The organism is Pseudomonas sp. 210_17 TE3656 (genome assembly GCF_054821965.1).
In genome coordinates this window covers 3,302,813-3,317,058 of record NZ_JBTRBC010000001.1, presented here as the reverse complement: position 1 = coordinate 3,317,058, position 14,246 = coordinate 3,302,813, and the positions used below count along the sequence as shown (strand labels likewise).

General features: G+C 61.1%; 14 protein-coding genes. 5 read left to right on the top strand and 9 right to left on the bottom strand.

Annotation, left to right across the window (positions count from 1 at the left end):
• Positions 1–80: 80 nt before the first annotated feature.
• Positions 81–398 (bottom strand): hypothetical protein, encoded by a 318-nt coding sequence (locus tag ACVI9W_RS15600; protein ID WP_461530454.1) that lies wholly within the window; start codon positions 396–398, stop codon positions 81–83.
• Positions 399–636: 238 nt separating this feature from the next.
• On the opposite strand from ACVI9W_RS15600, the gene leuS reads away from it, so the two are divergent.
• From leuS to ACVI9W_RS15575, 5 genes are all read left to right on the top strand, one after another.
• Positions 637–3,243 carry a leucine--tRNA ligase gene (gene leuS / locus ACVI9W_RS15595; RefSeq protein WP_461530453.1) on the top strand — a complete coding sequence of 869 codons (2,607 nt, stop codon included), beginning with the start codon at positions 637–639 and terminating at the stop codon, positions 3,241–3,243.
• Between the two features lie 65 nt (positions 3,244–3,308).
• On the top strand, positions 3,309–3,917 hold the full coding sequence (locus ACVI9W_RS15590; protein WP_461530452.1) for an LPS-assembly lipoprotein LptE: 609 nt from the start codon (positions 3,309–3,311) through the stop codon (positions 3,915–3,917).
• A 36-nt stretch (positions 3,918–3,953) separates the two neighbouring features.
• Positions 3,954–4,991 (top strand): DNA polymerase III subunit delta, encoded by a 1,038-nt coding sequence (holA, locus tag ACVI9W_RS15585; protein ID WP_461530451.1) that lies wholly within the window; start codon positions 3,954–3,956, stop codon positions 4,989–4,991.
• A gap of 110 nt (positions 4,992–5,101) precedes the next feature.
• Complete coding sequence (gene arfA / locus ACVI9W_RS15580; RefSeq protein ID WP_038606564.1) at positions 5,102–5,257, top strand: alternative ribosome rescue factor ArfA; 156 nt, start codon at positions 5,102–5,104, stop codon at positions 5,255–5,257.
• A 61-nt stretch (positions 5,258–5,318) separates the two neighbouring features.
• Entirely contained in the window at positions 5,319–6,635 is a 1,317-nt protein-coding gene (locus ACVI9W_RS15575) for a lytic murein transglycosylase (RefSeq protein ID WP_461530450.1), read from the top strand.
• Between the two features lie 67 nt (positions 6,636–6,702).
• Here the strand turns inward: ACVI9W_RS15575 and ACVI9W_RS15570 are convergent, their stop codons facing one another.
• From ACVI9W_RS15570 to rodA, 8 genes are all read right to left on the bottom strand, one after another.
• Positions 6,703–7,659, bottom strand: a complete 957-nt coding sequence (locus ACVI9W_RS15570) for a S66 peptidase family protein (protein WP_461530449.1) — start codon at positions 7,657–7,659, stop codon at positions 6,703–6,705.
• Between the two features lie 134 nt (positions 7,660–7,793).
• Positions 7,794–8,792, bottom strand: coding sequence for a lipoyl synthase (gene lipA, locus ACVI9W_RS15565; protein WP_010222903.1), 999 nt, complete (start codon positions 8,790–8,792; stop codon positions 7,794–7,796).
• 2 nt (positions 8,793–8,794) lie between these two features.
• Positions 8,795–9,442 carry a lipoyl(octanoyl) transferase LipB gene (lipB, locus tag ACVI9W_RS15560; RefSeq protein ID WP_038606561.1) on the bottom strand — a complete coding sequence of 216 codons (648 nt, stop codon included), beginning with the start codon at positions 9,440–9,442 and terminating at the stop codon, positions 8,795–8,797.
• Positions 9,442–9,714, bottom strand: coding sequence for a DUF493 domain-containing protein (locus ACVI9W_RS15555; protein WP_038606559.1), 273 nt, complete (start codon positions 9,712–9,714; stop codon positions 9,442–9,444). Before ACVI9W_RS15555 ends, lipB begins: the two co-directional genes overlap by 1 nt.
• 76 nt (positions 9,715–9,790) lie before the next feature.
• On the bottom strand, positions 9,791–10,951 hold the full coding sequence (locus tag ACVI9W_RS15550; RefSeq protein ID WP_157191036.1) for a D-alanyl-D-alanine carboxypeptidase family protein: 1,161 nt from the start codon (positions 10,949–10,951) through the stop codon (positions 9,791–9,793).
• Between the two features lie 135 nt (positions 10,952–11,086).
• The gene (locus ACVI9W_RS15545; RefSeq protein WP_191831432.1) at positions 11,087–12,079 is read right to left on the bottom strand and encodes a septal ring lytic transglycosylase RlpA family protein; all 993 of its coding nucleotides are present in this window, start codon (positions 12,077–12,079) and stop codon (positions 11,087–11,089) included.
• The gene (gene mltB / locus ACVI9W_RS15540) at positions 12,079–13,089 is read right to left on the bottom strand and encodes a lytic murein transglycosylase B (protein WP_038606550.1); all 1,011 of its coding nucleotides are present in this window, start codon (positions 13,087–13,089) and stop codon (positions 12,079–12,081) included. Before mltB ends, ACVI9W_RS15545 begins: the two co-directional genes overlap by 1 nt.
• 17 nt (positions 13,090–13,106) lie before the next feature.
• Positions 13,107–14,210 (bottom strand): rod shape-determining protein RodA, encoded by a 1,104-nt coding sequence (rodA, locus tag ACVI9W_RS15535; protein ID WP_051939583.1) that lies wholly within the window; start codon positions 14,208–14,210, stop codon positions 13,107–13,109.
• Between the last annotated feature and the right edge of the window lie 36 nt (positions 14,211–14,246).

The following is a 14,246-nucleotide window of genomic DNA, read 5'->3' as shown; positions in this document are numbered from 1 at the left end:
CAATAGTCAGGAGTCAGATGCCGATCATCTTGAGTTTGCAAAGGGGGGCGCACTCCGTATTGCGCCTGGGAATCCGGTAGCTACTTGAATTGCAGCTTTCTGGATTTTGCCGTGGTAGTGGAGCGTGTCTTGTCCTTGAGCCAGACAACTCTGGCTGTAGGTGCCGGCTCCGCTGATAGCTGTGCGCCAGCGCATCCATGCCTGCCCTCTGGAAGGGAGTCCAGATAGGCTTTGATCACATCGAATTCGGCGCGGCTCAGACCACGCAACTCCAATTCAGCAGGCACTTCATCGCGTAACCGAACGGAAGTTCTGGCGACCTCCAGAGCAAGCCCCAGACGATCGATCAGCCGTTCGTAAAGCTCCGGTTTTGTTGCTTGTAGCTGCGACTCTCCCATCCGTTCACCTCATTGAAGATAAAATATCTCCCCCCAACAGTGAGCTTAGCGTTACTCGAAAAAGCAGCCGGACGCTGCGACCAACGGCCCGCAACGCCTCTGGCGGTGCAATCAGGGTTTCCCTCGGTGGACAGGGGTCATGTATGCTAGGCCGTTCACCATTTTGACACCGGATTGCCGATGCAGCGGTTTTCCCGCTGCCTGGATAAGGTCTCCCATCTCTAAGCGCAAAGTAGCCATGCACGAACTCTATCAGCCCCGCGAAATCGAAGCCGCCGCCCAGTCCTACTGGGACGAGCAAAAGTCTTTTGAAGTCAGTGAACAGCCAGGCAAGGAGTCGTACTACTGCCTATCGATGTTCCCGTACCCAAGCGGCAAGCTACATATGGGCCACGTGCGCAACTACACCATCGGTGACGTGATCGCCCGTTACCAGCGCATGCAAGGCAAGAACGTCCTGCAACCCATGGGTTGGGATGCCTTCGGCATGCCGGCGGAAAACGCCGCGATGAAAAACAACGTCGCACCGGCCAAATGGACCTACGAAAACATCGAATACATGAAGACCCAGCTCAAGAGCCTGGGCCTGGCCTTCGACTGGTCGCGTGAAGTCACCACCTGCAAACCGGATTACTACCGCTGGGAACAGTGGCTGTTCACCCGCCTGTTCGAAAAAGGCGTGATCTACCGCAAAAACGGTACCGTGAACTGGGACCCGGCCGACCAGACCGTACTGGCCAACGAGCAGGTCATCGACGGCCGTGGCTGGCGTTCGGGCGCGCTGATCGAGAAGCGCGAAATCCCGATGTACTACTTCAAGATCACCGACTATGCCGACGAGCTGCTGGAAAGCCTCGACGAGCTGCCGGGCTGGCCTGAACAGGTCAAGACCATGCAGCGCAACTGGATCGGCAAGTCCCGCGGCATGGAAGTGCAGTTCCCCTTCGATCAGGCCAGCATCGGCCACGCCGGGGCACTGAAGGTCTTCACCACCCGTCCGGACACCCTGATGGGCGCCACCTACGTGGCCGTTGCCGCCGAGCACCCGCTGGCCACCCAGGCCGCCCAGGGCAACCCCGAGCTGCAAGCGTTCATCGATGAATGCAAGAGCGGCAGCGTCGCCGAAGCCGACGTCGCCACCCAGGAGAAAAAAGGCCTGGCCACCTCGCTGTTCGTCGAGCACCCGCTGACCGGTGAAAAACTGCCGGTATGGGTCGCCAACTATGTACTGATGCACTACGGCGACGGCGCGGTAATGGCCGTTCCGGCCCACGACGAGCGCGATTTCGAGTTCGCCAAAAAGTACAACCTGCCGTTCAAGGCCGTGGTGCGCACCAGCCTGGGCGACGAAGTCGCCGCCGAGTGGGATGCCGCCTGCGGTGAGTACGGCCAGCTGATCAACTCCGGCGAATTCGACGGCCTGGACTTCCAGGGCGCGTTCGATGCCATCGAAGTGGCCCTGATCAAGAAAGAACTGGGCAAATCGCGTACCCAGTTCCGTCTGCGTGACTGGGGCATCAGCCGCCAGCGCTACTGGGGCTGCCCGATCCCGATCATCCATTGCCCAGCCTGTGGCGATGTGCCGGTACCGGAAGACCAGTTGCCGGTTAAGCTGCCTGAAGACGTGGTACCGGATGGCGCAGGTTCGCCACTGGCACGCATGCCTGAATTCTACGAGTGCACCTGCCCGAAATGCGGCACTGCGGCCAAGCGCGAAACCGACACCATGGACACCTTCGTCGAGTCGTCCTGGTATTTCGCCCGTTACGCCTCGCCAAACTACGAGGGTGGCCTGGTCGACCCGAAAGCGGCCAACCACTGGCTGCCGGTAGACCAGTACATCGGTGGTATCGAACACGCCATCCTGCACCTGCTCTATGCACGCTTCTTCCACAAGCTGATGCGTGACGAAGGCCTGGTCAGCTCCAACGAGCCGTTCAAGAACCTGCTGACCCAGGGCATGGTCGTTGCCGAAACCTACTACCGGGTTGCCAGCAACGGCGGCAAGGACTGGTTCAACCCGGCCGACGTCGAAGTCGAACGTGACGCCAAGGCCAAGATCATCGGCGCCACGCTGAAAACCGACGGTTTGCCGGTCGAGATCGGTGGCACCGAGAAGATGTCCAAGTCCAAGAACAACGGCGTTGACCCGCAGGCAATGATCGAAGCCTACGGTGCCGACACCTGCCGCCTGTTCATGATGTTCGCCTCGCCGCCCGACATGAGCCTGGAGTGGTCCGACTCCGGCGTCGAAGGTGCCAACCGTTTTCTGCGTCGCGTCTGGCGTCTGGCCCAGTCCCATATCGCTCTGGGCTTGCCGGGCAAGCTGGACGTTGCAGCCCTGGACGATGGCCAGAAAGTGGTCCGCCGCGCCATTCACGCAGCAATCAAACAGGCCAGCACCGACGTCGGCCAGTTCCACAAGTTCAACACCGCCATCGCCCAGGTGATGACCCTGATGAACGTGCTGGAAAAAGCCCCGCAAGCCAGCGAACAGGACCGTGCCCTGCTGCACGAAGGCCTGGAAACCGTCGCCTTGCTGCTGGCCCCGATCACGCCGCACATCAGCCACGAACTGTGGCACCGCCTGGGTCACCAGGGTGCGGTGATCGATGCTGGCTGGCCGGCGCTGGATGAAAGCGCCCTGGTGCAGGACAGCATCGTTCTGGTCATCCAGGTTAACGGCAAGCTGCGCGGCCAGATCGAAATGCCGGCCGGCGCCAGCCGCGAAGACGTCGAAGCGGCTGCGCGCAGCAACGAAAACGTGCTGCGTTTCACCGAAGGCCTGAGCATCCGCAAGGTCATCGTGGTACCGGGCAAACTGGTCAACATCGTCGCCAACTGACAGGACTACCGGCCCGCAAGCATGGCGGGCCGGTACACAGAATCGGCCCACAAGGGAGCAACAAGATGATCAAACGCAATCTGCTGGTAATGGGCCTGGCCGTGATGCTCAGTGCCTGCGGTTTCCAGCTGCGTGGTACCGGCACCAGTGAGCTGACCATCACGGAACTGGACCTGAGTGCACGCAACGCCTATGGCGAAACCGTGAACCAGCTGCGTCAGGCCCTGACAAGCAGTGGCGTCAACGTACACGCTGGCGCGCCATACAAGCTGGTCCTGACCAACGAAGCGGAAACCCAGCGCGCCGCTACCTATTCCGGTGGTTCGGGTCGTTCGGCCGAGTATGAGCTGAGTACCGTACTGAGCTACAGCATCGATGGCCACAACAATACCAACCTGCTCAATGACAAGCTGGAAGTGCGCAAGATCTACCTGCACGACGGCAACAACATCACCGGTTCCCAGCAAGAAGCGACCCAGACCCGCCAGGAAATGCGCCGCGAGCTGGTGCAGAACATGCTGGTACGCCTGCAACTGCTGACGCCGAGCCAGCTCGACCAGCTGCAGCAGGACGCTGACGCACGTGCCAAGGCCCAGGCCGACGCCGTGGAAGCCGCCCGTCGCGCCCAGGACGAGACACCTCAGCAGTCGCCCCTGCAACTGCCGATCAACTGAGCCTGAACGGGGCACTTCGGTGCCCCGCCTGCGATCATGAAACTCGCCCCCGCCCAGCTCAACAAACACCTGCAAGGCAGCCTCGCACCGGTCTACGTGATCAGTGGCGATGATCCGTTGCTCTGCCAGGAAGCCGCCGATGCGGTGCGTGCTGCCGCGCGCCAGCAAGGTTTCGATGAACGCCAGGTGTTCAGCGCTGACGCCAACTTCGACTGGGGCACCCTGCTCCAGGCCGGTGCCAGCCTGTCACTGTTCGCCCAACGGCGCCTGCTGGAGCTGCGCCTGCCTTCCGGCAAGCCTGGCGACAAGGGCGCTGCGGCACTGATCGAATACTGCTCACGACCAGCCGAAGACACCCTGCTGCTGATCAGCCTGCCCAAGCTCGACGGCAGTGCGCAGAAGACCAAATGGGGCAAGGCGCTGATCGAAGGCCAGCAGGTCCAGTTCATCCAGATCTGGCCAGTCGACACCCAGCAACTGCCACAGTGGATCAACCAGCGTCTGTCCCAGGCCGGGCTGTCCGCCCAGCGCGATGCGGTAGACCTGATTGCCGCCCGGGTCGAAGGCAACCTGCTCGCCGCAGCCCAGGAAATCGAAAAGCTCAAGCTGCTGGCCGAAGGCAATCAGATCACCGTCGAGACGGTGCAAGCGGCGGTGGCTGACAGCGCCCGCTTTGATGTCTTCGGCCTGGTCGACGCAATTCTCAACGGCGAGGCAGCTCATGCCCTGCGCATGCTCGAAGGTTTGCGCGGTGAAGGGGTCGAACCGCCAGTGATTCTCTGGGCCCTGGCCCGGGAATTACGTGTGCTGGCCGGGCTTGCCCAGCAGTACAGCCAGGGCGTACCGCTGGACAAGGCCTTCAGCCAGGCCCGGCCACCGGTCTGGGACAAGCGCAAGCCACTGATGAGCAAAGCCCTGCAACGCCACTCGGCGCAGCGCTGGAGCCAGTTGTTGCAGGACGCCCAGCGCATTGATGCGCAGATCAAGGGGCAGGCACAGGGTTCGCCCTGGACAAGCCTTGCGCGATTGTCGTTGTTGATGGCTGGGCAACGTTTGCCATTGCCGGCTGAGTGACTGCAATCGCGGGGCAAGCCCGCTCCCACAGGCGTCATCTGTGGGAGCTGGCTTGCCCCGCGATACTTTCACCCCTATATTGCGCCCAGCAACCCAACAGGAGCCCTGCCATGAGCAAAAAACCCAGGCCCAACAAGGCCAAATCCATCATCGCCCAACCTCTGTTCCGCAGCCGCCAGGAACGCGCAGGCAAAGGCAAAGGCAGCTACCGCCGCGAAGCCTTCCAATCGAGAGATTGGGAGGCTTCTTACTTTTTGGCGGCATAAAAGCAAGATTCCGGCAGGCATGGTATGGTCGTCACCTGACCTGAAATACCTGGACCTGTGCATGCCCTTTTGTCTTTCCCATCGCTGGCAACCTCGCCAGCTGATTGCTGCCTCCAGCCTCATCCTGCTCGTCGCCTGCGCGGAAAAACCCACCGCCGCCGATGCCCTGCCGCTGGCTCCTGCCCAGCCCGCCCCGGTCGTGACCGTGCCGAACCCGGTAGTCGACACCAGCACCGAAATCCAGCCGCTGCAAAGCTTTGCCCAATGGCAAGCAGGCTTCCGTCAGCAAGCCTTGCAAGCGGGTATCAACCCCGGCACATTTGACCGCGCCTTCCTCGGTGTCACGCCAGACATGGACGTGATCAAGGCCGACCGCAGCCAGCCAGAGTTCGCGCGCCCCGTCTGGGAGTACCTCGACGGCGCCCTGTCGCCCCTGCGCGTACGCAATGGCAAAGGTCTGCTGGAAAAACACGCAGAGCTCTTGAGCCAGATCGAACAGCGCTACGGCGTCGACCGCAATGTGCTGGTCTCGGTGTGGGGCATGGAAAGCAACTTCGGCCAGTTCCAGGGCAACAAGTCAGTGATCCGCTCCCTGGCAACCCTGGCCTATGAAGGCCGCCGCCCGGCCTTCGCCCAGGCACAACTGATCGCTGCCCTGCAGATCCTGCAGAATGGCGATATCCAGCCCGACGCCATGAAAGGCTCGTGGGCGGGCGCCATGGGCCAGACCCAGTTCATCCCCACCACCTACAACACCCATGCAGTGGACTTCGACGGCGACGGCCGTCGGGATATCTGGAACAGCTCCGCCGATGCCCTGGCCTCCACTGCCCATTACCTGCAAAGCTCCGGCTGGAAACGCGGCGAGCCATGGGGCTTCGAGGTACAACTGGCACCCGGCTTCGATTACTGGCTGGCCGATGGCAGCCAGCGCAAGAGCGTATCCGAATGGATGCAACTGGGCCTGAAACTGCCAGCCGGTGTACGCCTGCCGGCCGGTAGCGAGCAACTCTCCGCTGCCCTGCTGCTGCCTGCGGGATATCGCGGCCCGGCGTTCCTGGTACTGGATAACTTCCGCGCGATCCTCAAGTACAACAACTCGTCTTCTTATGCCCTGGCTGTCAGCCTGCTCGGCCAGCGTTTCGATGGCTCGGGCTACATCGCCGGCCCTTGGCCAAAAGACGATCTACCGTTGAGCCGTAGTGAGCGCGTCGAGCTGCAGACCCTGCTCAGCGCCAGAAACTATGACGCCGGGACTGCCGACGGCATTATCGGCGCCAACACTCGCAAAGCTATCCGCAATGCCCAGCAAGCACTGGGTTGGCCGGCTGATGGCTATCCGACGCATAAACTGCTGGAAAGCCTGCGTCAGCGCTAAACCATGATCGCGGGGCAAGCCCGCTCCCACGCCACCTGTGGGAGCGGGCTTGCCCCGCGATTAGTGTTCAAACAAACAGATCCTGCTCCAGGCGCAAGCACTTGCGCTCAGCGTCCAGGTACACCTGCGCCCCTAGCGGCAAGGTGATATTGGGATCGCAGTGGCCACTGCGCCAACCGGCCAGCACCGGTATCTGCAGCGGTTCGAACATCTCCCGCAACAACGGCGTCAGCGCCTGCAGTGTCAGCCCGGCAAAGTCCCCGACCAGTACACCACGCAACCCTTCGAACTTGCCGGCCAGGCGCAGCTGGGTCAACAGACGGTCGATGCGGTACAGCGGCTCATTGACATCCTCGATGAACAGAATGCCATCCCGGCACTCGAGTTCTGCCGGCGTACACAAGGTTGCACACAGCATCGCCAGATTACCGCCCATCAATCGCCCTGAGGCAGCGCCAGAGACGATCGTACTTAAAGGATGACTCTGTGGATGCTCCAACCTGTCACCACACTTCAAACGCCCGCTGAGCAGTTCGAAAAGTGAGGACACCGAAGGCGCCTGCTTGTGCGCCAGCAACTCGGACTTGAGCATTGCCCCATGAAAGGTCACAAAACCGGCATGCCGGGCGATCGCGCTGTGCAATGCGCTGATATCGCTGTAGCCAACAAACGGCTTGGGGTGTTTGCGCAACAAGCCATAGTCGAGCCCCTCAAGCAGGCGGATACTGCCGTATCCACCGCGCAAGCAGATAATTGCATCCACATCATCCGCGGCGAACGCCGCATGCAGGTCCGCCAGCCGCGTCGCGTCGCTACCCGCCAGATAACCTTGAACCTCGGTTACCCCCGGGTAGATCCGGCATTGATAGCCACGCGCTTCGAACCACTGGATCGCCTTGAGCGTATCGAGTTGGGCCGGTCCAGCCGGTGCGATGATGGCGATACGGCCATTCTCTGGCAGCGCCTTTGGCAGCATTGAACTACCTGACTGCAGGGCTGGCTGCTGATCGATAGGAAGGTTCATCCAGACGACTCCTTGTTTGGACTTGAGCATCAACCCTAGAGCGGTTGACGGTCAAACGGCGGGTGGAAAGAATCCCGCAAACAAAAATGCCGATGCCGCCGGCAAGCGGGCATCGGCATTCAACACAGCCGGGATCAGAGCTTGATCTTGGCCTCATGCGCCTGCTGGTCGGCATGGTACGAAGAACGCACCAGAGGACCGGAAGCGACGTTCTTGAAGCCCATCTTGTAACCTTCTTCGGCGAACCAGGCGAAGGTATCCGGGTGCACGAAACGCTGCACCGGCAAGTGGCTGCGCGATGGCTGCAGGTACTGGCCGAGGGTCAGCATGTCGATGTTGTGCTCGCGCATGCGGTGCATCACTTCGATCACTTCTTCGTCGGTCTCGCCCAGGCCCAGCATCAAACCGGACTTGGTCGGTACGTGCGGCACCAGTTCCTTGAACTTCTGCAGCAGGGTCAGCGACCACTGGTAGTCGGAGCCTGGACGCGCAGCCTTGTACAGGCGTGGCACGGTTTCCAGGTTGTGGTTGAACACGTCCGGCGGGGTCTCCGCGGTGATCGCCAGAGCCACGTCCATCCGTCCACGGTAGTCCGGCACCAGGGTTTCCAGCTGGACACCCGGCGACAACGCGCGAATTTCGCGGATGCAGTCGGCAAAGTGCTGGGCACCGCCATCACGCAGGTCGTCGCGGTCCACCGAAGTAATCACCACGTACTTCAGGCGCAGGTCGGCAATGGCGACAGCCAGGTTCTTCGGCTCGTCGACATCCAGAGGCTTCGGACGACCGTGACCAACGTCGCAGAACGGGCAGCGACGGGTGCAGATGTCACCCATGATCATGAAGGTCGCAGTACCACCGGAGAAGCACTCACCCAGGTTCGGGCAGGACGCCTCTTCGCAGACGCTGTGCAGCTTGTGTTTGCGCAGCAATTGCTTGATACGGTCGACTTCCGGCGAAACCGGGATACGCACGCGGATCCAGTCTGGTTTCTTCGGCAACTCGTCGGTCGGGATGATCTTTACCGGGATACGCGCGACTTTCTCCGCGCCACGCAGTTTGACACCCGCCTCGACCTTGGGCCGTGGCGCTGGTGTCACGCTTTGCACTGGTTCTTGCACAACAGTAGTCATATTCAGAAGATTCCGCCCGTAAGGGTCGTCTGCTCAGCATAGTCGAGGTGCTTGACCAGCTGCCCGCGCAGCCTTGCCCTTACCTCAGAGAGTTCGATCGAGCCTGCCTGGTCGCGCAGCTGGGTCATGGCCAGCCCCGCATACCCGCAGGGGTTAATCCGGCGGAATGGCGCAAGGTCCATATCCACGTTCAAGGCAAGGCCATGGAAAGAACAGCCATTGCGGATCCGCAGGCCGAGGGAGGCGATCTTCGCTCCATCGACGTAAACGCCCGGGGCATCGGCCTTGGCCGCCGCCTCGACGCCATAACTGGCCAGCAACTCGATCAGGCAGCGTTCGATCCGGGAGACCAGATCACGCACGCCAAACCCGAGCCGGCGCACATCAAGCAACAGGTAAGCCACCAACTGGCCAGGACCGTGATAGGTCACCTGGCCGCCCCGGTCGGTCTGCACTACTGGAATATCGCCGGGCACCAACAGGTGCTCGGCCTTGCCCGCCTGGCCCTGGGTGAACACCGCAGGGTGCTCCACCAGCCAGACCTCGTCGCAGGTTTCGGGGCCACGCTGGTCGGTGAACCGCCGCATGGCCTCGAGCACCGGCTCGTAAGGCAATAATCCCAGATCGCGAAAGCCGAGGCTTGCCGGCATCAGAGCACCATTTTCACAATACCGGTAGCGCGCAGGGCGCTGTTGATATTGTGCAGCTGGTCTTCACCGGTAGCGACGATGTGCAGTTGCACGGTGGTGTACTTGCCTTCTTTACTCTGGCGTTCGGCCAGGGTCTTGAGATCGACTTCGGCGTACTTCTTGAGGATCTCGATCACCGTATCCTTGAAATTGACCACGGTGTCACCGATTACCTTGATCGGGTAATCAGCGCAAGGGAATTCGATTTTGTGCGATTTGTCAGCTTCGGTCATGGCAGTAACGGCCTCGTAAGCCGTGGCAACAACAACGCCCCCGCGTGAGTTGGCGGGGGCGTGGCTGGTCACGATATCAGTTGAACAGCCCGTAGAAGAATAGACGAATGCTATCCCACACCCGGCCGAAGAAACCAGCTTCCTCAACAGCGTCCAGCGCGATCAGATCGGCGCTGTGTACAACGTTGTCATCCAGTTTGACTTCCACTTTACCGATCACGTCACCTTTGGCGATTGGCGCGGTCAGTTGCGGGTTCATGGTCATGCTTGCAGCCAGTTTCTTCAATTGGCCTTTAGGCAAAGTCATGCTCAGGTCTTGGGCCAGACCGGCTTTGACCTGGTTGGTAGCACCCTTCCAGACTTGCGCCTGGGCGAGTTCAGTGCCCTTCTGGTAGAAGGTCTGGGTTTCGAAGAAGCGGAAACCGTAGGTCAGCAGCTTCTGGGTTTCGGCAGCACGGGCCTGCTCGCTGTTGGTACCGAAGACCACGGCGATCAGACGCATGCCATCACGCACGGCCGAAGACACCATGCAGTAGCCAGCTTCGTCGGTGTGACCGGTTTTCAGGCCATCGACAGTCTTGTCGCGCCACAGCAGCAGGTTGCGGTTAGGCTGCTTGATGTTGTTCCAGAAGAACTCTTTCTGCGAGTAGATCGCATAGTGAGCAGGGTCTTCGTGGATGATCGCACGCGCCAGTACCGCCATGTCGTGAGCCGACGAGTAGTGCTCGGGGTTCGGCAGACCGGTCGGGTTCATGAAGTGGCTGTTGGTCATGCCCAGGTCAGCGGCAGTCTTGTTCATCATGTCGGCGAAGGCGTCTTCGCTACCGGCGATGTGCTCGGCCAGGGCGACACTGGCGTCGTTGCCCGACTGGATGATGATGCCGTGCAGCAGGTCGCTGACGCTGACCTGGGTGCCGACCTTGATGAACATCCGCGAGCCACCGGTACGCCAGGCGTTTTCGCTGACGGTTACCGGGTCGTTCTCGCCGATTTGCCCGCGACGGATATCCAGGGTCGCGATGTAGGCGGTCATCAGCTTGGTCAGGCTGGCCGGCGGCAAACGCTCGTCACCATTGTTCTCGACCAGGATATTACCGCTGGAAGCTTCCATGAGCACGTAGGACTTGGCTGCCAGTTGCGGCGGCGACGGCATCATCTGCTCTGCCGCAAAGGCGGCAGGGGTGATCATCAGCGGTACAAGCAGGCAAAGGCGTTTGGCAAAGCTGGTTATGTTCATCCGTCTCTCGAAATGGCTATTGGGCTCATGCCCTACATGGGCAAAACGTCTTCAGGCGCTGGGCCTTGCGAGCAAAACCGCCATTGTACATGGCTGTTCCGCCCGCTTGCATGACAAACCGACCAGTCCCCCCGATCAGTCTGCCGTCACAACTTTTGGCTGGCCAAGGTTGGCCAGACGCACACTGTCCTGCATCTGCTGGGCTTCGCCCTGGCTGTTGATCGGCCCCATGCGTACGCGGTGCAGGGTCTGCTGGTTGCGCACGATCGAGCTGATGAAGACCGGCGCGCTGACCATGCCGCTCAGCTTGGAACGCAGCAGTTCGGCGGCATCCGGGTTGGCGAAAGCGCCGACCTGCAAGTAAAGACCATTACTGGCCTGGTTACTGGCGACCTGCACAGGCACGACCGCTGCGGCATGCTGCTGCGGCGGAGGCGTCCACTGCTCAACGGCGCCGGTGCTGGGCGTAAATGCCTGGGTCTGGGCAACCTGCGGCTGATCCAGCACCATCGGCGCCGGCTGGCCACGCTGGGCCCACCATTGTTTCGGATCGATACCCTCGACACGCACGCGCGCGGTACCGGTTTCGGCGTAACCGAGCTTCTTCGCCGCCGCATAGGACAGGTCGATGATGCGGTCCGAATAGAACGGGCCGCGGTCGTTGACGCGCAGGATCACGCTGCGATGGTTGTCCAGGTTGGTGACCTTGACGTAGGCCGGCAGCGGCAGGGTCTTGTGCGCCGCGCTCATGCCATAAAGGTCATAGACCTCGCCGTTGGCGGTGTTCTGACCGTGGAACTTGGTGCCGTACCACGACGCCGTACCCTCGGCGCGGTAGTTGCGCGAGTCCTGGATCGGGAAGTAGGTCTTGCCCAATACGGTGTAGGGGTTGGCCTTGTAGTTGCCGGTGTGCACGGTCGGCGTGGCATCCGGGATCTTCGAGACATCGACGTCCCACCACGGCGCGCCGTCCTTGTGCGCACGGTTGATGTCCAGACCGGGCTTGGCCCGCACTACATTGGTGCTTTGCTGTGTCGACGGTTTGCTGGAAGAGCAACTGGCCAGCATCAGGCCCAGGGCCGCGCAGCCGATCAGTTTGAGGGATGTATCAGAAAACATTACGCGCATTACTTGGCGCCCCGTGCTTGAACCAGCAGGTCCGATAGCTGATGTACCGCCATCGCGTACATCACGCTGCGGTTGTAGCGAGTGATCGCGTAGAAGTTCTGCAGACCCAGCCAGTATTCGGGGCCGTTGTCGCCTTCAAGCCGGAAAGCGGTGACCGGCAGATCATCGCGCAGCGCATCATGACTTGACCAGCCCAGTGCCCGCAACTCCCCGACCGTCTTGACCGCGTCAATCCCGGGGGTCAGGCCCTCATCGATGCGATCGCCGCTGGCCGTGGCCCGGCTGACCACCGGCTCACCGGCAACCCAGCCATGACGCTTGAAGTAGCTGGCAACGCTGCCGATGGCATCGTCCGGGTTGTTCCAGATATTGATGTGGCCGTCACCGTCGAAGTCCACGGCGTAGGCGCGAAAGCTGCTGGGCATGAATTGCGGCAGGCCCATGGCGCCGGCGTAGGAACCTTTGAGGGTCAGCGGATCGACCTGTTCTTCACGCGCCAGCAAGAGGTACTCGCGCAGTTCCTTGCGGAAGAACTCGGCCCGCGGCGGGTAATCGAAGCCCAGGGTCGAAAGCGCATCGATCACCCGGTAGTTGCCGGTATTGCGGCCAAAGAAGGTTTCAACGCCGATAATCGACACGATCACCTGGGCCGGGACGCCATACTCCTGCTCGGCACGGGCCAGGGTCGCCTCGTGCTGACGCCAGAAATCCACGCCACGGGCGACCCGTGCGTCAGTGAGAAACATCGGCCGGTAATCCTTCCAGGGCTTTACCCGTTCGGCCGGCCGGGAAATCGCATCGAGGATCGACTGCTTGCGCTTGACGTCGCGAAACACATCCATCAACTGCTCGTCGGCAAAGCCATAATCGCGGGTCATCTCAGCGACGAACTCCGCTACCTGAGGCGAGCCGTCATAGTCGCCTGCGACCGCTTGCTGACCACCACCGAGCAAGCCGAGCAGGCCCACCCAGGGCGCACAACGAGCTGCCCAGCCACGCATTACTTGCATGTAATTCTTCACCTTATTCAAACCTGCGCAATCCATTTGCGATGCGTATGGATCGACATTAAAACTCCAAACGCTGACAGCAGCGTCACTAACGAAGTTCCGCCATAACTAATGAAGGGCAGCGGCACACCCACCACGGGCAACAAACCGCTGACCATACCGATATTGACGAACACATAAACGAAAAAGGTCATGGTCAGGCTGCCGGCCAGCAGCTTGCCGTAGAGCGTCTGGGCCTGGGCGGTAATCACCAGGCCACGGCCGATCAGCAACAGGTAGATCAGCAGCAGCGCACAGATACCAACCAGACCAAACTCCTCGCCCAGCACGGCAATGATGAAGTCGGTGTGGCTTTCCGGCAGGAAGTCCAGGTGCGACTGGGTGCCGAGCAGCCAGCCTTTGCCAAACACACCACCGGAACCGATGGCCGCCTTGGACTGGATGATGTTCCAGCCGGTACCCAACGGGTCGCTTTCCGGATCGAGGAAGGTCAGTACCCGCTGCTTCTGGTAGTCGTGCATGACGAAAAACCACATGGCCACAGCCACTGGTACTGCGGCGGCGAGCACACTGAGGATCCAGCGCCAGCGCAGCCCACCCATGAACAGCACGAACGCACCCGAAGCGAGGATCAGCAACGCCGTACCGAGGTCCGGCTGACGCACGATGAGGATGAACGGCACGCCAATCATGATCAGGCTGATCATCACATGCTTGAGGTGCGGCGGCAGGGAGCGCTTGGCCAGGTACCAGGCAATGGTGGCCGGCATGATGATTTTCATGAATTCCGAGGGTTGGAAGCGAATCACCCCGGGAATGTTGATCCAGCGTGTGGCGCCCATGGCGTTGTGGCCCATGACATCCACCACCACCAGCAGGATCACCCCGCAGACGTAGGCCAAGGGTACCCAGCGCGCCATGAACCGCGGTTCCAGCTGGGCGATGACGAACATCGACACCAGACCGATGCCGAACGAGCTGGCCTGTTTGAGTAGCAGGTCCCAGTTCTTGCCACTGGCCGAATAGAGGACGAACAGGCTGCCCGCCGCCAGGGTCAGCAGCAGGATCAGCAAGGGGCCGTCGATATGGATACGCTGCAGGAAGCTGGCGCGGCGGCGCATCACGTCTTCACTGGAAAGCATGCGATCGAAATTGTT

Coding starts and splice junctions, on each gene's coding strand:
- ACVI9W_RS15600 (WP_461530454.1), bottom strand. CDS start 398: ATGGGAGAGTCGCAGCTACAAGCAACAAAACCGGAGCTTTACGAACGG.
- leuS (WP_461530453.1), top strand. CDS start 637: ATGCACGAACTCTATCAGCCCCGCGAAATCGAAGCCGCCGCCCAGTCC.
- ACVI9W_RS15590 (WP_461530452.1), top strand. CDS start 3,309: ATGATCAAACGCAATCTGCTGGTAATGGGCCTGGCCGTGATGCTCAGT.
- holA (WP_461530451.1), top strand. CDS start 3,954: ATGAAACTCGCCCCCGCCCAGCTCAACAAACACCTGCAAGGCAGCCTC.
- arfA (WP_038606564.1), top strand. CDS start 5,102: ATGAGCAAAAAACCCAGGCCCAACAAGGCCAAATCCATCATCGCCCAA.
- ACVI9W_RS15575 (WP_461530450.1), top strand. CDS start 5,319: ATGCCCTTTTGTCTTTCCCATCGCTGGCAACCTCGCCAGCTGATTGCT.
- ACVI9W_RS15570 (WP_461530449.1), bottom strand. CDS start 7,659: ATGAACCTTCCTATCGATCAGCAGCCAGCCCTGCAGTCAGGTAGTTCA.
- lipA (WP_010222903.1), bottom strand. CDS start 8,792: ATGACTACTGTTGTGCAAGAACCAGTGCAAAGCGTGACACCAGCGCCA.
- lipB (WP_038606561.1), bottom strand. CDS start 9,442: ATGCCGGCAAGCCTCGGCTTTCGCGATCTGGGATTATTGCCTTACGAG.
- ACVI9W_RS15555 (WP_038606559.1), bottom strand. CDS start 9,714: ATGACCGAAGCTGACAAATCGCACAAAATCGAATTCCCTTGCGCTGAT.
- ACVI9W_RS15550 (WP_157191036.1), bottom strand. CDS start 10,951: ATGAACATAACCAGCTTTGCCAAACGCCTTTGCCTGCTTGTACCGCTG.
- ACVI9W_RS15545 (WP_191831432.1), bottom strand. CDS start 12,079: ATGCGCGTAATGTTTTCTGATACATCCCTCAAACTGATCGGCTGCGCG.
- mltB (WP_038606550.1), bottom strand. CDS start 13,089: ATGCAAGTAATGCGTGGCTGGGCAGCTCGTTGTGCGCCCTGGGTGGGC.
- rodA (WP_051939583.1), bottom strand. CDS start 14,210: ATGCGCCGCCGCGCCAGCTTCCTGCAGCGTATCCATATCGACGGCCCC.